General features: G+C 70.3%; 21 protein-coding genes. 9 read left to right on the top strand and 12 right to left on the bottom strand.

The window, feature by feature from the left end:
* Positions 1–8 precede the first annotated feature (8 nt).
* The 3 genes from sufB to ACZ60J_RS36830 all read right to left on the bottom strand — a co-directional run bounded on the left by sufB (position 9) and on the right by ACZ60J_RS36830 (position 3,102).
* A complete protein-coding gene (gene sufB / locus ACZ60J_RS36840; RefSeq protein ID WP_469688544.1) occupies positions 9–1,424 on the bottom strand; it encodes a Fe-S cluster assembly protein SufB in 1,416 nt (471 codons plus the stop codon).
* Positions 1,421–2,191, bottom strand: a complete 771-nt coding sequence (locus ACZ60J_RS36835) for a helix-turn-helix transcriptional regulator (RefSeq protein WP_469688543.1) — start codon at positions 2,189–2,191, stop codon at positions 1,421–1,423. Before ACZ60J_RS36835 ends, sufB begins: the two co-directional genes overlap by 4 nt.
* A gap of 119 nt (positions 2,192–2,310) precedes the next feature.
* Positions 2,311–3,102 carry a formate/nitrite transporter family protein gene (locus tag ACZ60J_RS36830; protein ID WP_469688542.1) on the bottom strand — a complete coding sequence of 264 codons (792 nt, stop codon included), beginning with the start codon at positions 3,100–3,102 and terminating at the stop codon, positions 2,311–2,313.
* A 133-nt stretch (positions 3,103–3,235) separates the two neighbouring features.
* On the opposite strand from ACZ60J_RS36830, the gene ACZ60J_RS36825 reads away from it, so the two are divergent.
* From ACZ60J_RS36825 to ACZ60J_RS36810, 4 genes are all read left to right on the top strand, one after another.
* Positions 3,236–4,162 carry an ABC transporter ATP-binding protein gene (locus ACZ60J_RS36825; RefSeq protein WP_469688541.1) on the top strand — a complete coding sequence of 309 codons (927 nt, stop codon included), beginning with the start codon at positions 3,236–3,238 and terminating at the stop codon, positions 4,160–4,162.
* Positions 4,159–4,926 carry an ABC transporter permease gene (locus ACZ60J_RS36820; protein WP_469688540.1) on the top strand — a complete coding sequence of 256 codons (768 nt, stop codon included), beginning with the start codon at positions 4,159–4,161 and terminating at the stop codon, positions 4,924–4,926. The genes ACZ60J_RS36825 and ACZ60J_RS36820 overlap by 4 nt, the downstream gene beginning before the upstream one ends.
* Before the next feature lie 79 nt (positions 4,927–5,005).
* Positions 5,006–6,142 (top strand): hypothetical protein, encoded by a 1,137-nt coding sequence (locus ACZ60J_RS36815; RefSeq protein ID WP_469688539.1) that lies wholly within the window; start codon positions 5,006–5,008, stop codon positions 6,140–6,142.
* A 4-nt stretch (positions 6,143–6,146) separates the two neighbouring features.
* Entirely contained in the window at positions 6,147–7,136 is a 990-nt protein-coding gene (locus ACZ60J_RS36810) for a COX15/CtaA family protein (RefSeq protein WP_469688538.1), read from the top strand.
* A gap of 94 nt (positions 7,137–7,230) precedes the next feature.
* On the opposite strand, the gene ACZ60J_RS36805 is transcribed toward ACZ60J_RS36810, so the two are convergent.
* From ACZ60J_RS36805 to ACZ60J_RS36795, 3 genes are all read right to left on the bottom strand, one after another.
* Positions 7,231–8,340 (bottom strand): amidohydrolase family protein, encoded by a 1,110-nt coding sequence (locus ACZ60J_RS36805; RefSeq protein WP_469688537.1) that lies wholly within the window; start codon positions 8,338–8,340, stop codon positions 7,231–7,233.
* A 141-nt stretch (positions 8,341–8,481) separates the two neighbouring features.
* The gene (locus ACZ60J_RS36800) at positions 8,482–8,832 is read right to left on the bottom strand and encodes a hypothetical protein (RefSeq protein WP_469688536.1); all 351 of its coding nucleotides are present in this window, start codon (positions 8,830–8,832) and stop codon (positions 8,482–8,484) included.
* Positions 8,833–8,912: 80 nt separating this feature from the next.
* Positions 8,913–9,860 (bottom strand): heme o synthase, encoded by a 948-nt coding sequence (locus tag ACZ60J_RS36795; protein WP_469688637.1) that lies wholly within the window; start codon positions 9,858–9,860, stop codon positions 8,913–8,915.
* A gap of 268 nt (positions 9,861–10,128) precedes the next feature.
* Here ACZ60J_RS36795 and tkt point away from each other — a divergent pair, with 268 nt between their 5' ends.
* The 5 genes from tkt (at position 10,129) to pgl (ending at position 16,965) form a co-directional block, all read left to right on the top strand.
* Positions 10,129–12,216 carry a transketolase gene (gene tkt, locus ACZ60J_RS36790; protein ID WP_469688535.1) on the top strand — a complete coding sequence of 696 codons (2,088 nt, stop codon included), beginning with the start codon at positions 10,129–10,131 and terminating at the stop codon, positions 12,214–12,216.
* A 35-nt stretch (positions 12,217–12,251) separates the two neighbouring features.
* Positions 12,252–13,370 (top strand): transaldolase, encoded by a 1,119-nt coding sequence (gene tal, locus ACZ60J_RS36785; RefSeq protein ID WP_469688534.1) that lies wholly within the window; start codon positions 12,252–12,254, stop codon positions 13,368–13,370.
* A 5-nt stretch (positions 13,371–13,375) separates the two neighbouring features.
* Positions 13,376–14,905: a glucose-6-phosphate dehydrogenase gene (zwf, locus tag ACZ60J_RS36780; RefSeq protein ID WP_469688533.1), complete on the top strand. Its 1,530-nt coding sequence runs from the start codon at positions 13,376–13,378 to the stop codon at positions 14,903–14,905.
* Positions 14,902–15,945 carry a glucose-6-phosphate dehydrogenase assembly protein OpcA gene (gene opcA / locus ACZ60J_RS36775; protein WP_469688532.1) on the top strand — a complete coding sequence of 348 codons (1,044 nt, stop codon included), beginning with the start codon at positions 14,902–14,904 and terminating at the stop codon, positions 15,943–15,945. Before zwf ends, opcA begins: the two co-directional genes overlap by 4 nt.
* Positions 15,946–16,182: 237 nt before the next feature.
* Positions 16,183–16,965: a 6-phosphogluconolactonase gene (gene pgl, locus ACZ60J_RS36770; RefSeq protein WP_469688531.1), complete on the top strand. Its 783-nt coding sequence runs from the start codon at positions 16,183–16,185 to the stop codon at positions 16,963–16,965.
* A 73-nt stretch (positions 16,966–17,038) separates the two neighbouring features.
* Here the strand turns inward: pgl and pgi are convergent, their stop codons facing one another.
* The 6 genes from pgi to gap form a co-directional block, all read right to left on the bottom strand.
* On the bottom strand, positions 17,039–18,691 hold the full coding sequence (gene pgi, locus ACZ60J_RS36765) for a glucose-6-phosphate isomerase (RefSeq protein ID WP_469688636.1): 1,653 nt from the start codon (positions 18,689–18,691) through the stop codon (positions 17,039–17,041).
* Between the two features lie 164 nt (positions 18,692–18,855).
* Positions 18,856–19,191 (bottom strand): RNA polymerase-binding protein RbpA, encoded by a 336-nt coding sequence (locus ACZ60J_RS36760; protein WP_007263454.1) that lies wholly within the window; start codon positions 19,189–19,191, stop codon positions 18,856–18,858.
* A 178-nt stretch (positions 19,192–19,369) separates the two neighbouring features.
* Positions 19,370–19,600 (bottom strand): preprotein translocase subunit SecG, encoded by a 231-nt coding sequence (gene secG, locus ACZ60J_RS36755; RefSeq protein WP_327309495.1) that lies wholly within the window; start codon positions 19,598–19,600, stop codon positions 19,370–19,372.
* Between the two features lie 148 nt (positions 19,601–19,748).
* Positions 19,749–20,537, bottom strand: coding sequence for a triose-phosphate isomerase (gene tpiA, locus ACZ60J_RS36750; RefSeq protein ID WP_243338366.1), 789 nt, complete (start codon positions 20,535–20,537; stop codon positions 19,749–19,751).
* 6 nt (positions 20,538–20,543) lie between these two features.
* Positions 20,544–21,755, bottom strand: coding sequence for a phosphoglycerate kinase (locus ACZ60J_RS36745; protein WP_469688530.1), 1,212 nt, complete (start codon positions 21,753–21,755; stop codon positions 20,544–20,546).
* A gap of 140 nt (positions 21,756–21,895) precedes the next feature.
* On the bottom strand, positions 21,896–22,900 hold the full coding sequence (gene gap, locus ACZ60J_RS36740; RefSeq protein ID WP_469688529.1) for a type I glyceraldehyde-3-phosphate dehydrogenase: 1,005 nt from the start codon (positions 22,898–22,900) through the stop codon (positions 21,896–21,898).
* Between the last annotated feature and the right edge of the window lie 71 nt (positions 22,901–22,971).

Raw genomic sequence — 22,971 nt, 5'->3', positions numbered from 1 at the left:
GGCCGGGACTAACCGACCGAGCCTTCCATCTGCAGCTCGATCAGCCGGTTGAGCTCCAGCGCGTACTCCATCGGCAGCTCCTTCGCGATCGGCTCGACGAAGCCGCGCACGATCATCGCCATGGCCTCGAACTCCGTCAGACCGCGGCTCATCAGGTAGAAGAGCTGGTCGTCGGAGACCTTGGAGACGGTCGCCTCGTGGCCCATCGACACGTCGTCCTCGCGGACGTCCACGTAGGGGTAGGTGTCCGAGCGGGAGATGGTGTCGACCAGGAGCGCGTCGCACAGCACGTTGGACTTGGAGCCGTGGGCGCCTTCGCCGATCTCGACCAGACCGCGGTACGAGGTGCGGCCGCCACCACGGGCCACCGACTTCGAGACGATGTTGGAGGAGGTGTGCGGCGCCATGTGGACCATCTTGGAGCCGGCGTCCTGGTGCTGGCCCTCGCCCGCGAAGGCGATGGAGAGGGTCTCGCCCTTGGCGTGCTCGCCCATCAGGTAGACGGCCGGGTACTTCATGGTGACCTTGGAACCGATGTTGCCGTCGATCCACTCCATGGTCGCGCCCTCGTACGCCACGGCGCGCTTGGTGACCAGGTTGTAGACGTTGTTCGACCAGTTCTGGATCGTCGTGTAGCGGCAGCGGCCGCCCTTCTTCACGATGATCTCGACCACGGCGCTGTGCAGCGAGTCCGAGGAGTAGATCGGGGCGGTGCAGCCCTCGACGTAGTGGACGTAGGCGTCCTCGTCGACGATGATCAGCGTCCGCTCGAACTGGCCCATGTTCTCCGTGTTGATACGGAAGTAGGCCTGGAGCGGGATGTCCACCTTGACGCCCTTGGGGACGTAGATGAACGAGCCGCCCGACCACACGGCGGTGTTCAGCGAGGCGAACTTGTTGTCGCCGACCGGGATGACCGTGCCGAAGTACTCCTGGAAGAGCTCCGGGTGCTCCTTGAGCGCGGTGTCCGTGTCGAGGAAGATGACGCCCTGCTCCTCCAGGTCCTCGCGGATCTGGTGGTAGACGACCTCGGACTCGTACTGGGCGGCGACACCGGCGACGAGGCGCTGCTTCTCCGCCTCCGGGATGCCGAGCTTGTCGTACGTGTTCTTGATGTCCTCCGGCAGGTCCTCCCAGGAAGCGGCCTGCTTCTCGGTGGAACGCACGAAGTACTTGATGTTGTCGAAGTCGATGCCCGAGAGGTCGGAACCCCAGTTGGGCATGGGCTTCTTGTCGAACAGCTTGAGGCCCTTGAGGCGGAGGTTCAGCATCCACTCCGGCTCGGACTTCTTCGCCGAGATGTCGCGGACGACCTCTTCGGACAGACCCCGCTTGGCAGCCGCACCGGCCGCGTCGGAGTCGGCCCAGCCGTATTCGTAGGTGCCCAGGCCATCGAGCTCAGGGTGAGCAGTCTCCGTGGTCATGCGGGGTTCCTCCCGGCCGTACTTGCAGATACTGATGTGTCGGTCTGTGTGGCGTCTGTGGCACCGACGCCGATTCCGCCGCTTCCACTGCGCGGAATGAACGTCGTGCACACCCCGTCGCCGTGGGCGATCGTGGCGAGACGCTGCACGTGCGTCCCGAGCAATCGGGAGAAGACCTCGGTCTCCGCCTCACAAAGCTGCGGGAACTGCTCGGCGACGTGTGCGACCGGGCAGTGGTGCTGGCAGAGCTGTTCACCGCTGTGCGGACCGGGAGCGCTCTTCGCCGTAGCAGCGTACCCGTCTCCGGTCAACGCCCTGGCAAGGGCCTCGGTGCGCTCCGCCGGGTCGGCCGCTTCCACGGCTTCGCGGTAGGTCTCGGCCTGCGCCGTGAGCCTGGCCTTCGCGAAGGCGGCCACGGCCGCCTCGCCCTGCTCCCCGCCCCCGGCGGCCTGCGCGATCCAGCGCATGGCGTCGGCGGCGAGCGAGTCGTAGGACTGGTCGAAGGCGTCACGACCGCAGTCGGTCAGCGCGAAGACCTTGGCGGGCCGGCCCCGGGTCCGCGCACCGTACACACGCTGCTCACGGGGTTCGACGACGTCGTCGGCGACGAGCGTGTCGAGGTGGCGGCGAACGGCGGCCTGGGTGAGGCCGAGGCGCTGGGCGAGGTCGGCGACGGTGGAGGGACCGTGGTCCAGGATCGACCGCGCGACCCGGTTGCGGGTTGACCGCTCCCCGGTCGCGAGTTCGCCCTGGGGGGCCTCGCTCATCCGTTCGCCGTATTTCACAACGCCATTGTTGCGTAATTAGTCGCGCCCCGACAAGCCGTGATGGAGGCCACCTCTGGTGGCCTCCATCACTAAGGGTTACCTTATTTATCTACGGAGCGTTATGCGGAAGTCGACGCTCCGCCTTCTCGCAGGGCCCCGGCCGTGAACCAGTAAACGGCTCCGACCAGCAATCCCCCGCCCACGACGTTCCCCGGCACGGTGAACATCAGATTCCGGAAAAGATCACCGAATCCGGCTGAGCCATCCAGGATCGCGAGGCTGAAAACAGCCATGTTCGCCACGCAGTGTTCGAATCCGACCGCGACGAAAACGGCCACCGGCAGCCACAGGACGAAAATCTTGGCGGCATCGCCGCGGGCCCGGGTGAACATCCAGATGGCCAGGCAGACCAGCATGTTGCAGAGCACCGCGCGCCAGAACAGCTGGCCGCCGCTCAGCGCCATCTTCCCGTGCACCATCTCGGTGAGCATGGACCGCGCCGAGGCCGAGGACGCCACCCCCGAGGCGTGCACCATGGCCCCGAAGGTGAAGGCGCCGACCAGGTTCCCGGCCAGGGAGAGCGTCCAGGACAGGATCAGGTCCCTGGGGCCGGTCCGCCCGGACAGCGCGCCGACCAGCATGACCATCACGTTGCTGGTGAAGAGCTGGGCGCCGGCGAACATCACGATGGTCAGGGCGATCGGGAAGACCGCGCCCTCCAGCAGTTTCACGGCCGGCGAGCCCTTGGCCACGAACGGCGAGATCGCGACCAGGAGCAGCACCTCGCCGACGGCGATGTAGGCGCCCGCAAGCATCGCCGAGACGAAGTAGCGCGGCGGATGCCCGAGGTCATGGGCCTTGTGCTCGGCCTGCCCCGAGGTGGCTTCGACGTTCTGAGCGATGCTGTTCACCATTCGACGTTAGGCTCCGGCCCCGCCCCCGAACGGACGAAAAAGTCACGAACGCGCAGGTCGGTGACCCCTCGGGGGCAGGACCTACGACCCCGCCCCGGTCACCTCCCACGGCTCCGTAGACTCATTCCCCATGAGCAACGACCCCGCCGTGGAAATCCGCGGACTGGTGAAGCGGTACGGCCCCAAAACCGCGGTGGACGGCCTGGACCTCACCGTCCGGAGGGCCTCGGTCACCGCAGTCCTTGGTCCCAACGGCGCGGGCAAGACGACCACTGTGGAAACCTGCGAGGGCTACCGCCGCCCCGACGCCGGCTCCGTCCGCGTCCTCGGCCTCGACCCCGTCGCGCAGGCCGAGTCCCTGCGCCCGCGCATCGGCGTGATGCTCCAGTCCGGCGGCGTCTACTCCGGCGCCCGGGCCGTCGAGATGCTGCGCCACATGGCCAAGCTCTACGCCGACCCCCTGGACGTCGACACCCTGGTGGAGCGCCTCGGCCTCGGCGGCTGCGGCCGCACCGCCTACCGCCGGCTCTCCGGCGGCCAGCAGCAGCGCCTGGCCCTGGCCATGGCCGTCGTCGGCCGCCCCGAGCTGGTCTTCCTGGACGAGCCGACCGCCGGCCTCGACCCGCAGGCCCGCCGCGCGACCTGGGACCTCGTACGGGAACTGCGCGCCGACGGGGTCTCCGTCGTGCTCACCACCCACCACATGGACGAGGCCGAGCAGCTCGCGGACGAGGTCGCCATCGTCGACGCCGGCCGGGTCATCGCCCACGGCACCCCCGAGGCACTGTGCCGCGGCGGCGCCGAGAACACCCTGCGCTTCACCGGCCGCCCCTCCCTCGACCTCGCCTCGCTGCTGAAGGCCCTTCCCGACGGCACCCAGGCCGCCGAGCTGCTGCCCGGCGTCTACCGGGTCACCGGCGACGTCGACCCCCAGCTCCTGGCCACCGTCGCCTCCTGGTGCGCCCAGCACGGGGTCATGCCCGACAGCCTCTCGGTGGAGCGGCACACCCTCGAAGACGTTTTCCTGGAGCTCACCGGTAAGGAGCTGCGCGCATGAGCGCCGGTACGTTCACCCCCCGGCCGGGGGCCGCGCCCGTGTCCCGCATGATCCTGGCGCAGACCGCGCTGGAGACCCGGATGCTGCTGCGCAACGGGGAGCAGCTGCTGCTGACCGTGATCATCCCGGCCCTGCTGCTGGTGCTCTTCTCGGCGGTCGACATCATCGACGTCGGCGCCGGGAAGTCGGTGGACTTCCTCGCCCCCGGCATCCTGGCGCTGGCCGTGATGTCCACCGCCTTCACCGGCCAGGCCATCGCCACCGGCTTCGACCGGCGCTACGGGGTCCTCAAGCGGCTCGGGGCCTCCCCGCTGCCGCGCTGGGCGCTGATGGCCGCGAAGACACTGTCCGTGCTGGTCACCGAGGTGCTGCAGATCGCCCTGCTGACGGTGATCGCCTTCGCCCTGGGCTGGTCCCCGCACGGGAACCCGCTCTCCGTCGCCCTCCTGGTCCTGCTCGGCACCGCCGCCTTCTCCGGGCTCGGCCTGCTGATGGCCGGCACCCTGCGCGCGGAGGCCACCCTGGCCGCCGCCAACCTGGTCTTCCTGCTGCTCCTGGTCGGCGGCGGGGTGATCGTGCCGATGGACAAGTTCCCCGGCGCGGTCCAGTCCGTCCTCGGCCTGCTCCCGATCTCCGCCCTCTCCGACGGGCTGCGCGAGGTGCTCCAGCACGGGGCCGCGCTGCCCTGGGGCGACGCCGCGATCCTGGCCGTCTGGGCGGTACTCGGTCTGGGGGCCGCGGCGCGCTGGTTCCGCTGGGAGTGAATCCCTTCCCCCGGGCGTTGCCCCCGCAGGAGGATGGTCGCCTCCACAGGGGAGCGCACCACAGACGCCGGGGGGCGGCATGGCGCAGCGGGAGGCCGTTCTGCGGCTGGACGAACAGTGGGCACGGATCCGGTCGGGCGCGGCGCACGCGGAGCCCGCGGAGGCCGGCGCCCTGCTGGCCGAGCTGATCGGAGCCCTGCGCGAGCCGGCCCGCACCGACGCCGAGTGCGCGGCCCGGCTGGGTCTGCGCCTCGGCGACCTGGCGGCCCGGCGGTTCGCCGACGGGGACCGGGCCGGGGCCCTGGCCGCCATCGAGGAGGGGCTGCGGTTCTCGCAGCAGGCGGCCGGGCACGCGGCCGAGTACGCCCGCTGGTACGCCCGGGGCCTGATCAACCAGGGGGTCTGGCTGTCCTGGCCGCTCAGCGACGCGGAGCGGCTGCCGAAGCACCCGCTGGGCTCCGGCTCCGAGAGCGGCCCGAGCGCCATGGAGCGGGCCGCCGGCGAGCGGGCCCGGGACCTGACGCTCGGCGCCGTGGAGGTCTGGGCGGCCCTGGACCAGGAGGATCCGGTCAACCAACGGGGCCTCGCGCAGGCGAAGGTGTTCCTCGGCGACCGGCTCGCGGAGCTGGGCCTGGCCGAGGAGTCCGTGGCCTGGGCGGTCGACGCGGAGGGCTCCTTCCGGCGGCTGCTGCTCGCCGATCCCGGCTCCGAGGAGTCCCAGGAGGCCGAGGAGGCCCTGGACCACATCGGCCGCCAGCTCGAACTGCGGCTGCGCTTCCTGTCCTTCGCCTCCCTGTCCGGCCTGCGCACGCGCGGGCTGCTGCCCGAACGGCTGCTGCCCCAGGCCGTGGTGGCCGCCCGCATCCAGGGCGTGCCCGAGGCGGAGATCGCCGCCCGGCTGGGGCTGGAGGCCGACCAGGTCCACACGATGCTGGAGGTGACCCCCTGGGTCGCGGTGTGGCGCGTCGAGGTCCGCGGCTCCGACGGACTGTGGAACACAAAGCCGCATCCCTGGCACAGCGGGGCAGAAGTGAGGAACAGGACGGCTGAGGAGGTAGGGGGCGAATTGGTACGCGGCTTCGCGGCCTCGGCCGACTACCCGGGCGACGGCGCGCGTTGGCGCGTCCACGTGTGGTGGCACGCGGAAGGCGACCCGGCGGGGGCCCGGTTCCGCCTCGCCTTCGGCCCCGGCGGAGCGGCCGCCACCCCCTCGTGAAACTTTGCACAAGTGTCCGCGTACGATAAACGCCGTGTTGACCCCCCTCGCATATCTCGCCCGCCGCTGGACGCCGTCACCCCGGACCGTCCAGCGGGCCGCGCTCGCAGCGGTGCTCATGAGCGTCGTCATCGTCGTCACCGGCGGCGCGGTACGGCTGACCGGATCCGGTCTCGGCTGCGACACGTGGCCCAAGTGCACCGACGACAGCCTGATCGTGACCCAGGAACAGGGCTTCCACGGCGCCATCGAGTTCGGCAACCGCATGCTGACGTACGTGCTCTGCGCGGCCGTTGGCTGGGCGATCACCGCCGCCCGCTGCGCCGCGCCGTGGCGCCGCTCGCTGACCCGGCTCGGCTGGCTCCAGTTCGCCATCGTGATGGGCAATGCGGTCCTCGGCGGCATCACCGTCCTGACGGGCCTCAACCCCTACAGCGTGGCCGGGCACTTCATGCTCGCCACCTCGCTGATCACCGTGACGACGATCACCTGGCAGCGCACCCGCGAGGGTGACGGTCCCGCGAAGCCGCGGGTGCCCGCTCCGGTGCGCAAGCTCTCCTGGGCGCTGCTCGCGGCCACCGTGGTGCTGATCGCGGCGGGCACGGTGGTCACCGGTTCCGGCCCGCACGCCGGCGACAGCAGCGAGATCCACCGCATGCCGTTCGACTGGGCGACCACCGCCCACGTGCACGCGGTCTCCGCCTGGGTGGTCTGCGCGCTCGCCGTGGCGATGTGGCTGGTGCTGCGCGTGGTCGACGCCCCCGTGGACACCCGGGCCCGCGCCCGGGACCTGCTGGTCGTGCTGCTCGCCCAGGGCGCCATCGGCTACGTCCAGTACTTCACCGACGTGCCCGAGGCCCTCGTGGCGGCCCACATGCTCGGCTCCTGCCTGGTGTGGATCTCGGTGGTCCGGGTGGCGCTGAGCCTGCGCGAGCGTCCGGTGGAGCAGGCCGGCATCCCGGCGCAGGACGACGCGCGGCTCGCGACCGTCTGACCCCGCAGGGGGTCTCCCGGAGCCTCCGGGAGACCCCTTCCTTCGGAGCCTCCGGGATCTTTTCGGAGCCTCCGAGGGGGACGCCCTCGGGCCGTCAGCCGCGCTCGTCCAGGCGGTAGACCCGCCGGGCGTTGCCCGCCGCGACCATCGCCGCCACCCGCTCCGCGTCCCGCCAGGACCAGGAGCCGTCGGCGACCCAGCCGCCGAGCACCCGGCCGAGCGACTCCCGGAAGACCAGCGCCCCCACCGCGTGCAGTTCGGGCAGGTGCCGGCCGCCGCCGGAGAACATCAGCTTGCCGAAGGGCGCGGTCTCCAGGCATTCCGCCAGCACGGCGGCCGCCCGCGCCCCCGTGGATCCCAGCGCCGCGCCGAGGTCGGCATGGACGTGCGGGAACGCCGCGGCCAGCCGTGCGGCCTGCCGGTGGTGGGGGTACCCGCCGACCAGGACCAGCCGCGCCCCCAGGCCCTCGGTCGCCCGCAGGAACCCGGTCAGCCGCTCCGGCTCCCCCGCTTCCCCGCCCGTGTGCAGCTGGAGCGGCAGCCCCGAGGACACCGCGCTCCACGCCAGGTGCCGCAGGAGTACGGGATCCCGTACGGGCCCGCCCTTGGCCCGCGCGGCCAGCCAGCGCCCGGCCGCGCCCCGCACTTCGCCCGGACCGGGCGGCTCGGGCGCGGATTCGAGCGCCGCCGTCCAGGCGCGGCCCCCCTCCCCGGCTCCGCAGGTGAAGGCCACGGCCCCGGCTGCGGCCTGGTGGACCGCCCCCGCGAGGCCGGCCAGGAAGTCGGCCACGGTCCCCGAGGTGTCCGCGGCCTGCTCGGCCAGCGGCTCCGGGCGCACCAGCTCGAAGGCCTCCGCACCGCCCGCCAGGGCCAGTTCCTTGGGCCCGGTGAGGTCCCCGGGCAGGCCGGTGTCGACGAGCCGGGCGCCGACCCCGCAGCCGCGCAGCAGTCGGCGGGCCGACTCGGCGGCGCCCAGCTCGCGCCGCCGGGCGAGGTAGTGGACGGGGGCGCAGTGCGGTTCGAGCCCGAGCAGCGGCGGGCACCAGCGGCGCACGGCGAAGCCGGTCTGGGTGTCGAAGAAGGTGGTGCCGGCGGCGGGCGGGCCGGCCGAGGGGATCAGCTGGGCCTCGAAGGTGGCGAGGCCCAGCTCCGTGCGGAGCACTCCCTGGCAGTACTGGTCCACCAGGGGCGGCGTTTCGATCATCCGGGCATCCCGTTGCGGACGTGAGGAAGGGGCTTCCACACGTCCTAACGGGTGAGCGGGGTGTGAGGTGTTGCTCGCGCTGTTGACCGAGCGGATGACACCGAACCGATCAAGCCAATGATCAAGCCAAGATCGAACGGGTCAGGCCGCCGGATTCGCGGTTCCGCCGAGCTGGATGCCGGCCATCCGGGACCACTCGTACGGCCCCGTCCGCACCCGCGCGGCGAACTCGCCGTCGAACTCCTCGTGGAGGGTCAGCCCGGCCTTCTCGGTCGCGAGCCGCGCGGTGTCGTACGCCGGGGCCACCAGGTCGCCCCACTCGCCGTCGGTGCCCACGAGGACGATCCGGGTGCCCGCCTGGCCGATGTGCGCGAGGTGGCCCTCGGCGCCGCCGTGCTGCCTGGCGAACGCGCCGATCTGCTTGGCCAGCTTCGCGGCCGTACGGTCCTGCTTCTTGTCCGCCGTGGCGGCGGTCTCCTCGGTGTCTGCCATGAAGGGCATGCTACCGGCCGGTAGCGAGCGGAGGAAGGTTCTCCCGCCGAGGATCACCGTGGGGCATCAGCAGTGGGCGGTCAGCGGAGGAAAGGGTCCACCGCGACGGCGACGAACAGCAGCGACACGTAGGTGATCGACCAGTGGAACAGCCGCATCTCCTTGAGCTTCGCGCCGGTCACGCCCGACTTGGCGCGCGCGTTGAGCCCGTGCGCCTCCCACAGCCACCAGCCGCCGGCCACCAGGGCGACCGAGGTGTAGAACCAGCCGGTGTACCCCAGCGGGGTCAGCAGCAGCGAGACCCCGACCATCACCCAGCTGTAGAGGACGATCTGCTTGGCCACGGCCTTGTTGCCCGCCACGACCGGCAGCATCGGCACGCCGACCCGCGCGTAGTCGTCCTTCACCTTCATCGACAGCGGCCAGTAGTGCGGCGGCGTCCAGAAGAAGATGACGAGGAAGAGGATGACGGCGGCCCAGGAGACCTCGTTCTTCACGGCCGACCAGCCGATGAGCACCGGCATGCAGCCGGCGATGCCGCCCCAGACGATGTTCTGAGAGGTGCGCCGCTTCAACAGCATCGTGTAGACGACGACATAGAAGAGGAGCGCGCCGAGCGCGAGCGCGGCCGACAGCCAGTTGATCAGCAGCCCGAAGAACAGGGTGGACCCGATCCCGAGGGTGATGCCGAAGGCCAGGCACTCCCGCGGGCTGACCATGCCGGTCACCAGCGGGCGTCCCGAGGTCCGGTCCATCAACGCGTCGATGTCGCGGTCGATGTACATGTTCAGCGCGTTGGCGCCACCCGCGGACAGGTAGCCGCCGAAGCAGGTGGCGAGGACCAGCCACAGCGAAGGCACGCCCTGCTCGGCGAGGAACATCACCGGCACGGTCGTGATGAGCAGAAGCTCGATGATCCGCGGCTTGGTCAGCGCCACGAAAGCCATGGCCCGGGCCCCGAACGGCCGGTGGTTGGGGCTCGTCCCGAGCACCCCCGCTGGACGGGATTCGACGGCCGTCACGCACACCCCTGACAGAGAATCCAGCAAGCTCCGACGTGAACCTTTTAAACATGAAGGTCCCGTAAAGGCTTGCGCGTACCACGCCACTCTAGACGTAGCCATTGGCTCGTCCCGCGCGGGGGTCGCCCCGTGTTGGTCCGATCGGCGCTCAGACGTCACGCGTGGACCGCGGGTACTCGAATAGCTGCACGCTGTGGCGGGGGTAGGCTCGGAATCGCGCCGGTGCACCGTTCGTCACCGGGACTAGACATGTGGAGAGGAGCCCTGACCCACGGTGAGCACCAAGCCGACGACCACAGAGCTCGACTGGACCGAACTGGACCAGCGTGCTGTCGACACCGCCCGGATCCTGGCCGCCGACGCGGTCCAGAAGGTCGGTAACGGCCACCCCGGTACGGCGATGAGCCTGGCCCCCGCCGCTTACACCCTCTTCCAGAAGGTGATGCGGCACGACCCGGCGGACCCGGAGTGGGTCGGCCGCGACCGTTTCGTGCTCTCGGCGGGCCACTCCTCGCTGACCCTCTACACCCAGCTGTACCTCGGCGGGTTCGGGCTCGAGCTGGACGACCTGAAGGCCTTCCGCACCTGGGGTTCGAAGACCCCCGGCCACCCGGAGTACGGCCACACCGCGGGCGTCGAGACCACCACCGGCCCGCTGGGCCAGGGCATCGCCAACGCGGTGGGCATGGCCATGGCCGCCCGCTACGAGCGCGGCCTGTTCGACCCCGAGGCCCCCGCGGGCGCCTCCCCGTTCGACCACATGATCTACGCGATCGCGGGCGACGGCTGCCTCCAGGAGGGCATCTCCCACGAGGCGTCCGCGCTGGCCGGCCACCAGAAGCTCGGCAACCTGGTGCTGCTGTGGGACGACAACCACATCTCCATCGAGGGCGACACGGAGACGGCCGTCTCCGAGGACACCCTCAAGCGCTACGAGGCCTACGGCTGGCACGTCCAGCGCGTCGCGCAGCAGGAGAACGGCGACCTCGACCCGAAGGCGCTGTTCGCCGCCCTGCAGGCCGCCAAGGCCGAGACGGAGCGCCCCTCCTTCATCGCGGCCCGCTCGATCATCGCCTGGCCGGCCCCGCACGCCCAGGGCACCGAGGCCTCGCACGGCTCGGCCCTCGGCAACGACGAGGTCGCCGCCACCAAGCGCGTGCTCGGCTTCGACCCGGAGCAGACCTTCGAGGTCTCCGACGAGGTCATCGCGCACACCCGCGCCCTGGGCGAGCGCGGCCGCGAGGCCCGCGCCGCGTGGGAGAAGGAGTTCTCCGCCTGGCGCACCGCCAACCCGGAGCGCGCCGCCGAGTTCGACCGCATCAACGCCAACGAGCTGCCCGCGGGCTGGGAGGACAAGCTCCCCGTCTTCGAGGCCGGCAAGGGCGTCGCCACCCGCGCCGCCTCCGGCAAGGTGCTCGAGGCGCTCGGCGCGGTCATCCCGGAGCTGTGGGGCGGCTCGGCCGACCTGGCCGGCTCCAACAACACCACCATCGACAAGAACTCCTCGTTCCTGCCGATCGGCAACCCGCTGCCGGAGGCCGACCCGTACGGTCGCACCATCCACTACGGCATCCGCGAGCACGCCATGGCCGCGGCCATGAACGGCATCGCGCTGCACGGCCACACCCGCATCTACGGCGGCACCTTCCTGGTGTTCTCCGACTACATGCGCAACGCCGTGCGCCTCTCCGCCCTGATGCACGTGCCGGTCACCTACGTGTGGACGCACGACTCCATCGGCCTCGGCGAGGACGGCCCGACCCACCAGCCGGTCGAGCACGTCGCCTCGCTGCGCGCCATCCCGGGCCTGAACGTGGTCCGCCCGGCGGACGCCAACGAGACCGCCGTCGCCTGGCGCGAGATCCTCAAGCGCCACACGAAGGTGTTCGGCAAGGGCGCCCCGCACGGTCTGGCGCTGACCCGCCAGGGCGTGCCGACCTACGAGCGCAACGAGGACGCCGCCAAGGGCGGGTACGTGCTCTTCGAGGCCGACGGCGGCGACGCCCAGGTCGTCCTCATCGGCACCGGCTCCGAGGTCCAGCTCGCCGTCGCCGCGCGCGAGGCGCTGCAGGCCGAGGGCGTTCCGGCCCGGGTCGTCTCGATGCCCTCCGTCGAGTGGTTCGAGGAGCAGTCCCAGGAGTACAAGGACAGCGTCCTGCCGCCTTCGGTCAAGGCGCGTGTCGCGGTCGAGGCCGGCATCGGCCTGACCTGGCACCGCTACGTCGGCGACGCGGGCCGGATCGTCTCGCTGGAGCACTTCGGTGCCTCGGCCGACGGCGCCGTCCTGTACCGCGAGTTCGGTCTCACCGCCGAAGCCGTGACCGCCGCCGCTCGCGAATCGCTCGCCGCCGCCGCGCGCTGATTCCCGCACCCAGACCAGTAGGAGATGCAATTCCCATGACAGACGCACTGAAGCGCCTTTCCGACGAGGGCGTGGCGATCTGGCTGGACGACCTGTCCCGCAAGCGGATCACGTCCGGCAACCTGGCCGAGCTCATCGACCAGCAGCACGTGGTCGGTGTCACCACCAACCCGGCGATCTTCCAGAAGGCGATCAGCGGCGGCGAGGGGTACGGGCAGCAGCTCGCCGACCTGGCCGCCCGCAAGGTCACCGTCGACGAGGCCATCCGCATGATCACCACGGCGGACGTCCGCGACGCCGCCGACATCCTGCGCCCGGTCTACGACTCCACCGAGGGCCAGGACGGCCGGGTCTCGATCGAGGTCGACCCCCGTCTGGCCCACAACACCCCGGCGACCATCGCCGAGGCGAAGCAGCTCGCGTGGCTGGTGGACCGTCCGAACACGCTCATCAAGATCCCGGCGACCAAGGCCGGCCTGCCGGCGATCACCGAGGTCATCGGCAAGGGCATCAGCGTCAACGTCACGCTGATCTTCTCGCTGGAGCGCTACCGCGAGGTCATGGACGCCTACCTGGCGGGCCTGGAGAAGGCGAAGGCCGCGGGCCTGGACCTCTCCAAGATCCACTCGGTCGCCTCCTTCTTCGTGTCCCGCGTGGACTCCGAGATCGACAAGCGCCTCGACGGCATCGGCACCGACGAGGCCAAGGCCCTCAAGGGCAAGGCGGCGCTCGCGAACGCCCGTCTGGCCTACGAGGCCTACGAGGAGGTCTTCTCCACCGAGCGCTGGGCCGCCCTGGACAAGGCGCACGCCAACAAGCAGCGCCCGCTCTGGGCCTCGACCGGCGTCAAGGACCCGGCGTACAAGGACACCCTGTACGTGGTGGACCTGGTCGCCCCCGGCACCGTGAACACCATGCCGGAGGCCACCCTGGAGGCCACCGCCGACCACGGCGTGGTCGAGGGCGACACCATCTCCGGCACGTACGAGCAGGCGCGCGCCGAGCTCGCCGCGGTCGCGAAGCTGGGCATTTCGTACGACGATGTGGTGCAGCTGCTCGAAGAAGAGGGCGTCGAGAAGTTCGCGGTGTCCTGGAACGACCTGCTGAAGTCGACCGAGGCGGAGCTTGAGCGCCTCGCCCCCACGGAGGCCTGAACACTTTGTCTGTAAACGGAGCGAACCCGCTTCGTGACGCACAGGACCGGCGGCTCCCGCGCATCGCGGGGCCGTCCGGCCTGGTCATTTTCGGCGTTACGGGTGACCTGTCGCGCAAGAAGCTGATGCCTGCCGTCTACGACCTCGCCAACCGCGGGCTGCTCCCGCCGGGCTTCTCGCTCATCGGCTTCGCCCGACGCGAGTGGCAGGACGAGGACTTCGCGCAGGAGGTCCACGACGCGGTCAAGCAGCACTCCCGGACCCCCTTCCGCGAAGAGGTCTGGCAGCAGCTGGTGCAGGGCTGCCGCTTCGTCCAGGGCGACTTCGACGACGACCAGGCGTTCGAGACGCTGAAGTCGACGATCGAGGAGCTGGACAAGGCGCAGGGCACCGGCGGCAACTTCGCCTTCTACCTGTCCGTCCCGCCGAAGTTCTTCCCCAAGGTCGTCGCCCAGCTCAAGAAGCACGGGCTGGCGGACCAGAAGGAGGGCTCCTGGCGGCGCGCGGTCATCGAGAAGCCGTTCGGCCACGACCTGGCCAGTGCACAGGAGCTCAACCAGCTCGTGCACGACGTCTTCCCGCCCAACGAGGTCTTCCGTATCGACCACTACCTGGGCAAGGAGACCGTCCAGAACATCCTGGCGCTCCGCTTCGCCAACACGATGTTCGAGCCGATCTGGAACCGGTCGTACGTGGACCACGTGCAGATCACCATGGCCGAGGACATCGGCATCGGCGGCCGGGCCGGCTACTACGACGGCATCGGCGCGGCCCGCGACGTCATCCAGAACCACCTGCTCCAGCTCCTGGCGCTGACCGCGATGGAGGAGCCCGGCTCCTTCCACCCCAAGGCGCTGGTGGCCGAGAAGCTCAAGGTCCTCACGGCCGTGGAGCTCCCCGAGGACCTGGGCAAGCACACCGTGCGCGGCCAGTACTCGGCGGCGTGGCAGGGCGGCGAGAAGGTCGTCGGGTACCTCGAAGAGGACGGCATCGACCCCAAGTCGAAGACCGACACCTACGCGGCCATCCGCCTGGAGATCAACAACCGCCGCTGGGCGGGCGTCCCGTTCTACCTGCGGACCGGCAAGCGCCTGGGCCGCCGGGTGACCGAGATCGCGGTCGTCTTCAAGCGGGCCCCGTACCTGCCGTTCGAGTCGGGCGCGACCGAGGAGCTGGGGCAGAACGCCCTGGTCATCCGGGTCCAGCCGGACGAGGGCGTCACGGTGCGCTTCGGTTCCAAGGTTCCGGGCACCTCCATGGAGGTCCGGGACGTGACGATGGACTTCGCCTACGGCGAGTCCTTCACGGAGTCGAGCCCCGAGGCCTACGAGCGGCTGATCCTCGACGTGCTGCTGGGTGACGCGAACCTGTTCCCGCGCCACCAGGAGGTCGAGCTGTCCTGGAACATCCTCGACCCGATCGAGAAGTACTGGGACACGCACGGCAAGCCCGCGCAGTACCCGTCGGGCACCTGGGGGCCGGTCGAGGCGGACGAGATGCTCGCACGAGACGGACGGAGCTGGCGCCGGCCATGAAGATCGATCTCACGGAGACCAACTCCAGCAAGATCAACGCCTCGTTGGTGCAGGCGCGCCGGGATATCGGCACGCCTGCCATCGGGATGGTGCTCACGCTGGTGATCGTGACCGACGAGGAGAACGCGTACGACGCGCTCAAGTCGGCGAACGACGCGTCCCGCGAACACCCTTCGCGGATCGTCGTCGTCATCAAGCGGGTCAGCCGCTCGCCGCGCAGCCGCCGCGACGCCCGTCTCGACGCGGAAGTCCGCGTGGGGACGGACTCCGGCACCGGCGAAACGGTTGTCCTGCGCCTGCACGGCGAACTGGTCGACCACGCCCAGTCGGTGGTTCTCCCGCTCCTCCTCCCGGACGCGCCCGTCGTCGTCTGGTGGCCGGAGGGTGCTCCGCAGGACCTGGCGGGCGACCCCCTGGGCTCGCTCGGCCAGCGCCGGATCACGGACACCTACTCCGCCGAGGATCCGATCGAGGCGCTCGGCAGCCGGGCGACGGCGTACGCACCCGGGGACACGGACCTGTCCTGGACCCGGATCACCCCGTGGCGCTCCATGCTGGCGGCGGCGCTCGACCAGCAGGTCCACTCGGTGTCCTCGGCGACGGTCGAGGGCGAGGACGACAACCCGAGCTGCGAGCTGCTGGCGATGTGGCTCGCGGACCGGCTCCAGGTCCCCGTCAAGCGCACCTCCTCGGCGGGCCCCGGGCTCACCGCGGTGCGTCTGGAGACCAAGGACGGGGAGATCGTCCTGGACCGGGCGGACGGGGCGCTGGCCACGCTGTGCATGCCGGGGCAGCCCGACCGTGCGGTGGCGCTGAAGCGCCGCGACACGTCCGAGCTGCTGGCGGAGGAGCTCCGCCGCCTGGACCCGGACAACACCTACGAGGCCTCGCTGAAGTTCGGCGTGGCCCGCCTGCACCCCGCGGGCGAGCCGGTCCCGACGCCCGCGAAGGCGGCCCCGGCGAAGGCTGCTCCGGCGAAGGCCGAGGCTCCGGCCAAGGCCGCTCCGGCGAAGCCGGCCAAGAAGGCCGCGGCGAAGTAGCCCGGACAGCGCCGCTGCGCGGGGCCGTCCCCTACCCGCCCTTCCACCGTTCCCCGGGCTCCGCCCGGACCCGCGCCTCAAACGCCGACGAGGCTGATCGTTTCAGCCCGTCCGGCGTTTGAGGACCGGGGTCCGGGGCGGAGCCCCGGTTTCGGGAAGGGGCGGGGTGGGGGAAGCTCCGCGCAGCGGCGTCCGGACCCGCACACAGAACCGACAAGAAGGCGGCAGCACATGGGTATGACGACTCCCCAGGTCGTCGTCCACCGGGACAAGGAGCTGATGGCCCAGGCCGCGGCGGCCCGGCTGATCACGAAGATCGTGGACGCACAGGCGGCCCGCGGCACCGCGTCCGTGGTCCTCACCGGCGGCCGCAACGGCAACGGCCTCCTCGCCGCGCTGGCCACGGCCCCCGCCCGGGACGCCGTCGACTGGTCGCGGATCGACCTGTGGTGGGGCGACGAGCGCTACGTGCCCGCCGCCGACCCCGAGCGCAACCACGTACAGGCCCGTGAGGCCCTGCTGGACGCCGTCCCGGTGGATCCCGCCCGGGTCCATGCCATGCCCGCCTCCGACGGCCCGTACGGGGACGACGTGGACGCGGCGGCCGCCTCCTACGCGGAGGAGCTCCGCAAGGCCTCCCGCCCCGAGGACCACGGCCCGGTCCCCCGCTTCGACGTCCTGATGCTGGGCGTGGGCCCGGACACGCACGTGGCCTCGCTCTTCCCCGAGCACCCGGCGTCCCGCGAGAGCGAGCGCACCGTCGTCGGCGTCCACGGCGCGCCCAAGCCGCCGCCGACCCGCATCTCGCTCACCCTCCCGGCGATCCGCGCGGCCCGCGAGGTCTGGCTGCTGGCGGCCGGCGAGGACAAGGCCGGAGCGGTGGCGATCGCGCTGGGCGGCGCGGGCGAGGTCCAGGCGCCGGCTGCCGCCGCGTACGGCCGCTCCCGCACCCTGTGGCTCCTCGACCGCGCGGCGGCCGCGAAGCTCCCGTCGTCGATGTACCCGCCGGCCTCCGCCTGACCCCGTACGACACACGACAGGGCCCGCCCTCCGCACGGAGAGCGGGCCCTGTCGGCGCTTGCGGGCGTGTGCGTCAGCGGCCGCGCAGCGAGCGGTACGCGGCCACCAGCGCGCGCGTCGACGCGTCCAGGCCCGGTACCTCCGTGCCGTCGGTGAGCGCCGGCTCGATCCGCTTGGCCAGTACCTTCCCGAGCTCCACGCCCCACTGGTCGAAGGAGTCGATGTTCCACACCGCGCCCTGGACGAACACCTTGTGCTCGTAGAGCGCGATCAGCTGGCCCAGGACCGACGGAGTGAGCTCGGTCGCCAGGATCGTGGTCGTCGGGTGGTTGCCCGCGAAGGTCTTGTGCGGGACCAGCGGTTCGGCGACGCCCTCCGCCCGGACCTCGTCCGCCGTCTTGCCGAAGGCCAGCGCCTGGGTCTGCGCGAAGAAGTTCGCCATCAGCAGGTCGTGCTGGGCCGCCAGCGTCGGCGACAGCTCGCCCACGGGCCGCGCGAAGCCGATGAAGTCCGCCGGGATCACCTTGGTGCCCTGGTGGATCAACTGGTAGTAGGCGTGCTGGCCGTTGGTGCCGGGCGTGCCCCACACCACCGGCCCGGTCTGCCAGTCCACCGGATTGCCCTCGCGGTCCACCGACTTGCCGTTGGACTCCATGTCCAGCTGCTGCAAGTACGCGGTGAACCGGGAGAGGTAGTGGCTGTACGGGAGCACCGCGTGCGACTGCGCGTCGAAGAAGGCCCCGTACCAGATCCCCAACAGCCCCATCAGCAGCGGGGCGTTCTCCTCGGGGGGCGCGGTGCGGAAGTGCTCGTCCATGGCGTGGAAACCGCCGAGCAGCTCCCGGAAGGCGTCCGGGCCGATCGCGATCATCAGGGACAGCCCGATCGCGGAGTCGAAGGAGTAGCGCCCGCCGACCCAGTCCCAGAACTCGAACATGTTGGCCGTGTCGATGCCGAATCCGGCGACCTTCTCCTCGTTGGTGGAGAGCGCCACGAAGTGCCGTGCCACGGCCGCCTCGTCGCCACCGACACCCGCGAGCAGCCATTCCCGGGCCGAGGTGGCGTTGGTGATGGTCTCGATCGTCGTGAAGGTCTTCGACGCGATGATGAACAGCGTCTCGGCCGGGTCCAGGTCGCGTACGGCCTCGTGGAGGTCGGCGCCGTCCACGTTGGAGACGAAGCGGACCGTCAGAGCGCGGTCCGAGAAGGCGCGCAGCGCCTCGTACGCCATCGCCGGACCGAGGTCGGAGCCGCCGATGCCCACGTTGACGACGTTCTTGATGCGCTTGCCGGTGGAGCCGGTCCACTCCCCCGACCGGACCCGGTCGGCGAAGGCCGCCATCTTGTCGAGGACCGCGTGGACTCCGGGGACCACGTCCTCCCCGTCCACCTCGACGACCGCACCGGCCGGTGCGCGCAGCGCCGTGTGCAGGACCGCCCGGTCCTCGGTCGTGTTGATCTTGTCGCCGCGGAACATGGCCTCGCGCAGCTCGGCCACGCCGGTCGCCGCGGCCAGTTCGCGCAGCAGTGTCAGCGTCTCGTCGTTGACGAGGTGCTTCGAGTAGTCGATGTGCAGGTCTCCGACCCGCAAGGTGTAGCCGGTGCCCCGGCCCGGATCCGCCGCGAACAGCTCCCGCAGATGCGTCTGCCCCAGGGCCTCCCGGTGCTTGCCGAGTGCGGCCCACTCGGGCGTCCGGTTGAGCCTCGTACGGCTGTCTGCGTTCATCTCGGACATCAACCCACTTTCTGTCCTGTCGTGCCCCGCCGGTTCCAACCTAAGGGATGGGAAGGGGTACAACCGACACAAAGCGGCCCGGCCCGCAGGAGAGAAGACTCCTGCGGGCCGGGCCGGATGCCATATCGGTCGGGCTGTCGTTCGGCGGGAACGCGTCAGATCTCGCCGCGCAGTTTGGCGAGCGCCTCGGCGAGGATCGCCTCGCCGTCGGCGTCGGTGCGCCGCTCGCGCACGTACGCCAGGTGCGTCTTGTACGGCTCGGTGCGCGGTGGTGCGGGAGGGTTGTCCCGGTCCTGGCCGGCCGGGAACCCGCAGCGCGGGCAGTCCCAGGTGTCCGGCACCTGCGCGTCGCTGGCGAAGCTCGGCTGCGTCTCGTGCCCGTTCGAGCACCAGAAGGAGATGCGCAGGCGGGGCGCGGACTCGCCGCGCTCGGCCTCACCCATCGGCCCCGCTCCGACCCGACTACCACGGATCGCGTTGCCACTTGCCACGGTCGTAACTCCCTGCGTGATGGTGCCGCGAAACGTGAGTGGATTCCGTCGCGGGCGCCCAAGTCTACGTAAGGCCCAACGCCCGTCCAGGAATGGAGTTACCCATTCCAGACAAGAACGCCGGACCTCATGATAGGCCGGGGAGAGCCGACCGGACCGGCGGAATGGCCAGAACGGTTCAGCTGCTGGTCTTCATGAGCAGACCGAGCGCGACGATGCACGCGAACCAGAGCAGACCGATCACCACGGTGATGCGGTCGAGGTTGCGCTCCGCGACCGAGGAGCCGCCGACCGACGACTGCATGCCGCCGCCGAACATGTCGGAAAGACCGCCGCCCTTGCCCTTGTGCATCAGCACGAGCAGCATCAGCAGGGCGCTGAAGACGACCAGGGCGATCTCGAACCCCATAATCACGGCTGATTCCTACTTTCTGGGCTTACTGGCTTTCCGGCTTTCCCGCAGTGCCGAGGACGAGCGCGGGGGCCGGCAGCTGCTCAGCTGGCCGGCCCCCGCAAGGGTACGACGGATCCGCCCTACCGCATACTCACGATGAGCGTCACTGGTCGCGGAAACGGACGATCTTGACGAACTCGTCCGCGTCCAGGGCCGCGCCGCCGATCAGGGCGCCGTCGACGTCGGGCTGGGCCATGATCGCGGCGATGTTGCCGGACTTGACCGAGCCGCCGTACTGGATGCGGACCTTGTCGGCCAGCTCCTGCGAGTACAGCTCCGCGAGACGGCCGCGGATGGCACCGCAGACCTCCTGCGCGTCCTCGGGGGTGGCGACTTCGCCGGTCCCGATGGCCCAGACGGGCTCGTACGCGATCACGATGGACTCGACCTGCTCGGCCGGGATGTCCTTGAGGCCGCCGTCGAGCTGGTTCAGCGTGTACTGCACCTGCTGGCCGGCCTTGCGGATGTCCAGGCCCTCGCCGACGCACAGGATCGGCGTGATGCCGTGCTTGTAGGCGGCCTTGACCTTGGCGTTGCAGATCTCGTCGCTCTCGCCGTGGTACTGGCGGCGCTCGCTGTGGCCGACGGCCACGAACGTGCACTTCAGCTTCGAGAGCATCGGGCCGGAGATCTCGCCGGTGTAGGCGCCCGAGTCGTGGGCCGAGATGTCCTGGGCGCCGTACTTGATCTTCAGCTTGTCGCCGTCGACCAGGGTCTGGACCGAACGGAGGTCGACGAAGGGCGGCAGGACCGCGACCTCGACGAAGTCGTAGTCCTTGTCGGCCAGGGCGAAGGCGAGCTTCTGGACGTGGGCGATGGCCTCGAGGTGGTTGAGGTTCATCTTCCAGTTGCCCGCCATCAGCGGGGTACGGCCGGCGGTGTTCTCAGTCATCTGGGTTCAGACCTCCAGTGCGGCGAGGCCGGGGAGCGTCTTGCCCTCGAGGTACTCGAGGGAGGCGCCGCCACCGGTCGAAATGTGGCCGAAAGCGTTCTCGTCGAAGCCGAGGATGCGGACGGCGGCGGCCGAGTCGCCACCACCGACGACGGTGAAGGCGCTGCTGTCGACGAGGGCCTGCGCGATGGCCTTGGTGCCGTTCGCGTAGTCCGGGTGCTCGAAGACGCCCACGGGACCGTTCCAGAACACGGTCTCCGCGTCGGCGATCTTCGAGGCGTACAGCTCGCGGGTCTTGGGACCGATGTCCAGACCCTCCTGGTCGGCGGGGATCTTGTCCGCGTCCACGGTGATGAAGTCGGCCGGAGCCTTGGTCTTCAGGTCCGGGAAGTCCTTGGAGGCGAGGATGTCGACCGGGAGGACCAGCTCGACACCGTTCTTCTCGGCGCGCGCCATGTACTCCTTGACGACGTCCACCTGGTCCTTCTGGAGCAGGGAGATGCCGACCTCGTAGCCCTTGGCGTAGAGGAAGGTGTACGCCATGCCGCCGCCGATGAGGAGGCGGTCGGCCTTGCCGAGCAGCTCGTCGATGACGGCGAGCTTGTCGGAGACCTTGGCGCCGCCCAGGATGACCACGTACGGGCGCTTGACCTCGGCGGTCAGCTTCTTCAGGACGCCGACCTCGGTGGCGATGAGGTAGCCGGCCGCGTGCGGGAGGCGCGCGGGGAGGTCGAAGACCGAGGCGTGCTTGCGGTGGACAGCGCCGAAGCCGTCGCCGACGTAGACGTCGGCCAGCTCGGCGAGCTGGTCCGCGAAGGCGCCGCGCTCGGCGTCGTCCTTGGCGGTCTCACCGGCGTTGAAGCGCAGGTTCTCGATGACGGCGACCTGGCCGTCGGCGAGGGCGGCGACGGTCTCCTTGGCGGAGGCGCCGACGGTGTCGGTGGCGAACGCGACGTCCGCGCCGAGCAGCTCGCCGAGGCGGGCGGCGGCGAGAGCCAGCGAGAAGGCCGGGTCCGGGGCGCCCTTCGGGCGGCCCAGGTGCGAGGCAACGATCACGCGGGCGCCGGCTTCGGCGAGCTTCGCGATGGTCGGCTGCACGGCGCGGATGCGGCCGTCATCGGTGATCTCACCGTTGGCCAGCGGCACGTTCAGGTCGGCGCGTACGAAGACACGCTTGCCGGACACGCCGTCGGCGAGAAGTTCGTCGATCGTCTTCATGCTGTTTTCTACTCCTTTTCCCAGCCCAGGACTCTACCCGTGCGGGGCGAGAGGGGTACGAGGCAAGCAACAGGGCCCGTACAGCGCTTCATCGCGCTGCCCGAGCCCCGGTGCTCACATCGTGGTGCCTGTCTTGGTGCTTAGAGCTGACCGCCGACGAACACGGTCAGGTCGACGAGGCGGTTGGAGTAGCCCCACTCGTTGTCGTACCAGCCGATGACCTTGACGTTCTTGCCCTGGACCATGGTCAGGGAGGAGTCGAAGGTGCAGGAGTACGGCCAGTTCACGATGTCGGAAGAGACGATCGCGTCCTCGGTGTAGTCCAGGATGCCCTTGAGCTGGCCCTGAGAGGCCTTCTGGAAGGCCGAGTTGACCTCGTCCTTGGTGACCTCGCGCTCGAGCTCGATGACCAGGTCGGTCACGGAACCGGTGGGGACCGGGACGCGCATCGCGATGCCGTCGAGCTTGCCCGCCAGCTCGGGGATGACCAGCGCGGTGGCCTTGGCGGCACCGGTGGTGGTCGGGATGATGTTCTCGGCGGCCGCGCGCGCCCGGCGCAGGTCCGAGTGCGGGAAGTCCAGGATGCGCTGGTCGTTCGTGTACGCGTGGACCGTCGTCATCATGCCCTTGACGATGCCGAAGTTCTCCAGGAGGACCTTGGCCATCGGCGCCACGCAGTTGGTGGTGCAGGAGGCGTTGGAGATGACGTGGTGGTTGGCCGCGTCGTACTTGTCCTGGTTGACGCCCATCACGATCGTGATGTCCTCGTCCTTGGCCGGAGCCGAGATGAGGACCTTCTTCGCGCCGGCCGCGATGTGCTTGGCGGCGTCGGCCTTCTTCGTGAAGATGCCGGTCGACTCGATGACGATGTCGGCGCCCAGCTCGCCCCAGGGAAGGTTCGCGGGGTCGCGCTCAGCGAAGGTCTTGAAGGTGTTGCCGCCGACGGTGATGGTGTCGTCGGTGTGGCTGACCTCGGCCTCGAGACGGCCCAGGATCGTGTCGTACTTGAGGAGGTGAACCAGGGTCGCGTTGTCAGTCAGGTCGTTGACACCGACGATCTGAATGTCCGCTCCCTGCTTCAGAAGCGCCCGGAAGTAGTTGCGGCCAATTCGGCCAAAACCATTGATGCCTACGCGGATCGTCACGAACCGATCTCCTCGTTGGTGCGCCGGCCTGTCCGCCAGCGAGCTGTATGGGATGTCCCCGACCGCTTACG

The organism is Streptomyces sp. NPDC104226, from assembly GCF_055584085.1.
This window is presented reverse-complemented; position numbering and strand designations above follow the sequence as displayed.

Coding starts and splice junctions, on each gene's coding strand:
- pgl (WP_469688531.1), top strand. CDS start 16,183: ATGACGACTCCCCAGGTCGTCGTCCACCGGGACAAGGAGCTGATGGCC.
- tal (WP_469688534.1), top strand. CDS start 12,252: ATGACAGACGCACTGAAGCGCCTTTCCGACGAGGGCGTGGCGATCTGG.
- ACZ60J_RS36835 (WP_469688543.1), bottom strand. CDS start 2,191: ATGAGCGAGGCCCCCCAGGGCGAACTCGCGACCGGGGAGCGGTCAACC.
- opcA (WP_469688532.1), top strand. CDS start 14,902: ATGAAGATCGATCTCACGGAGACCAACTCCAGCAAGATCAACGCCTCG.
- ACZ60J_RS36815 (WP_469688539.1), top strand. CDS start 5,006: ATGGCGCAGCGGGAGGCCGTTCTGCGGCTGGACGAACAGTGGGCACGG.
- sufB (WP_469688544.1), bottom strand. CDS start 1,424: ATGACCACGGAGACTGCTCACCCTGAGCTCGATGGCCTGGGCACCTAC.
- ACZ60J_RS36800 (WP_469688536.1), bottom strand. CDS start 8,832: ATGGCAGACACCGAGGAGACCGCCGCCACGGCGGACAAGAAGCAGGAC.
- ACZ60J_RS36745 (WP_469688530.1), bottom strand. CDS start 21,755: ATGAAGACGATCGACGAACTTCTCGCCGACGGCGTGTCCGGCAAGCGT.
- ACZ60J_RS36820 (WP_469688540.1), top strand. CDS start 4,159: ATGAGCGCCGGTACGTTCACCCCCCGGCCGGGGGCCGCGCCCGTGTCC.
- ACZ60J_RS36805 (WP_469688537.1), bottom strand. CDS start 8,340: ATGATCGAAACGCCGCCCCTGGTGGACCAGTACTGCCAGGGAGTGCTC.
- tpiA (WP_243338366.1), bottom strand. CDS start 20,537: ATGACTGAGAACACCGCCGGCCGTACCCCGCTGATGGCGGGCAACTGG.
- secG (WP_327309495.1), bottom strand. CDS start 19,600: ATGGGGTTCGAGATCGCCCTGGTCGTCTTCAGCGCCCTGCTGATGCTG.
- pgi (WP_469688636.1), bottom strand. CDS start 18,691: ATGAACGCAGACAGCCGTACGAGGCTCAACCGGACGCCCGAGTGGGCC.
- ACZ60J_RS36825 (WP_469688541.1), top strand. CDS start 3,236: ATGAGCAACGACCCCGCCGTGGAAATCCGCGGACTGGTGAAGCGGTAC.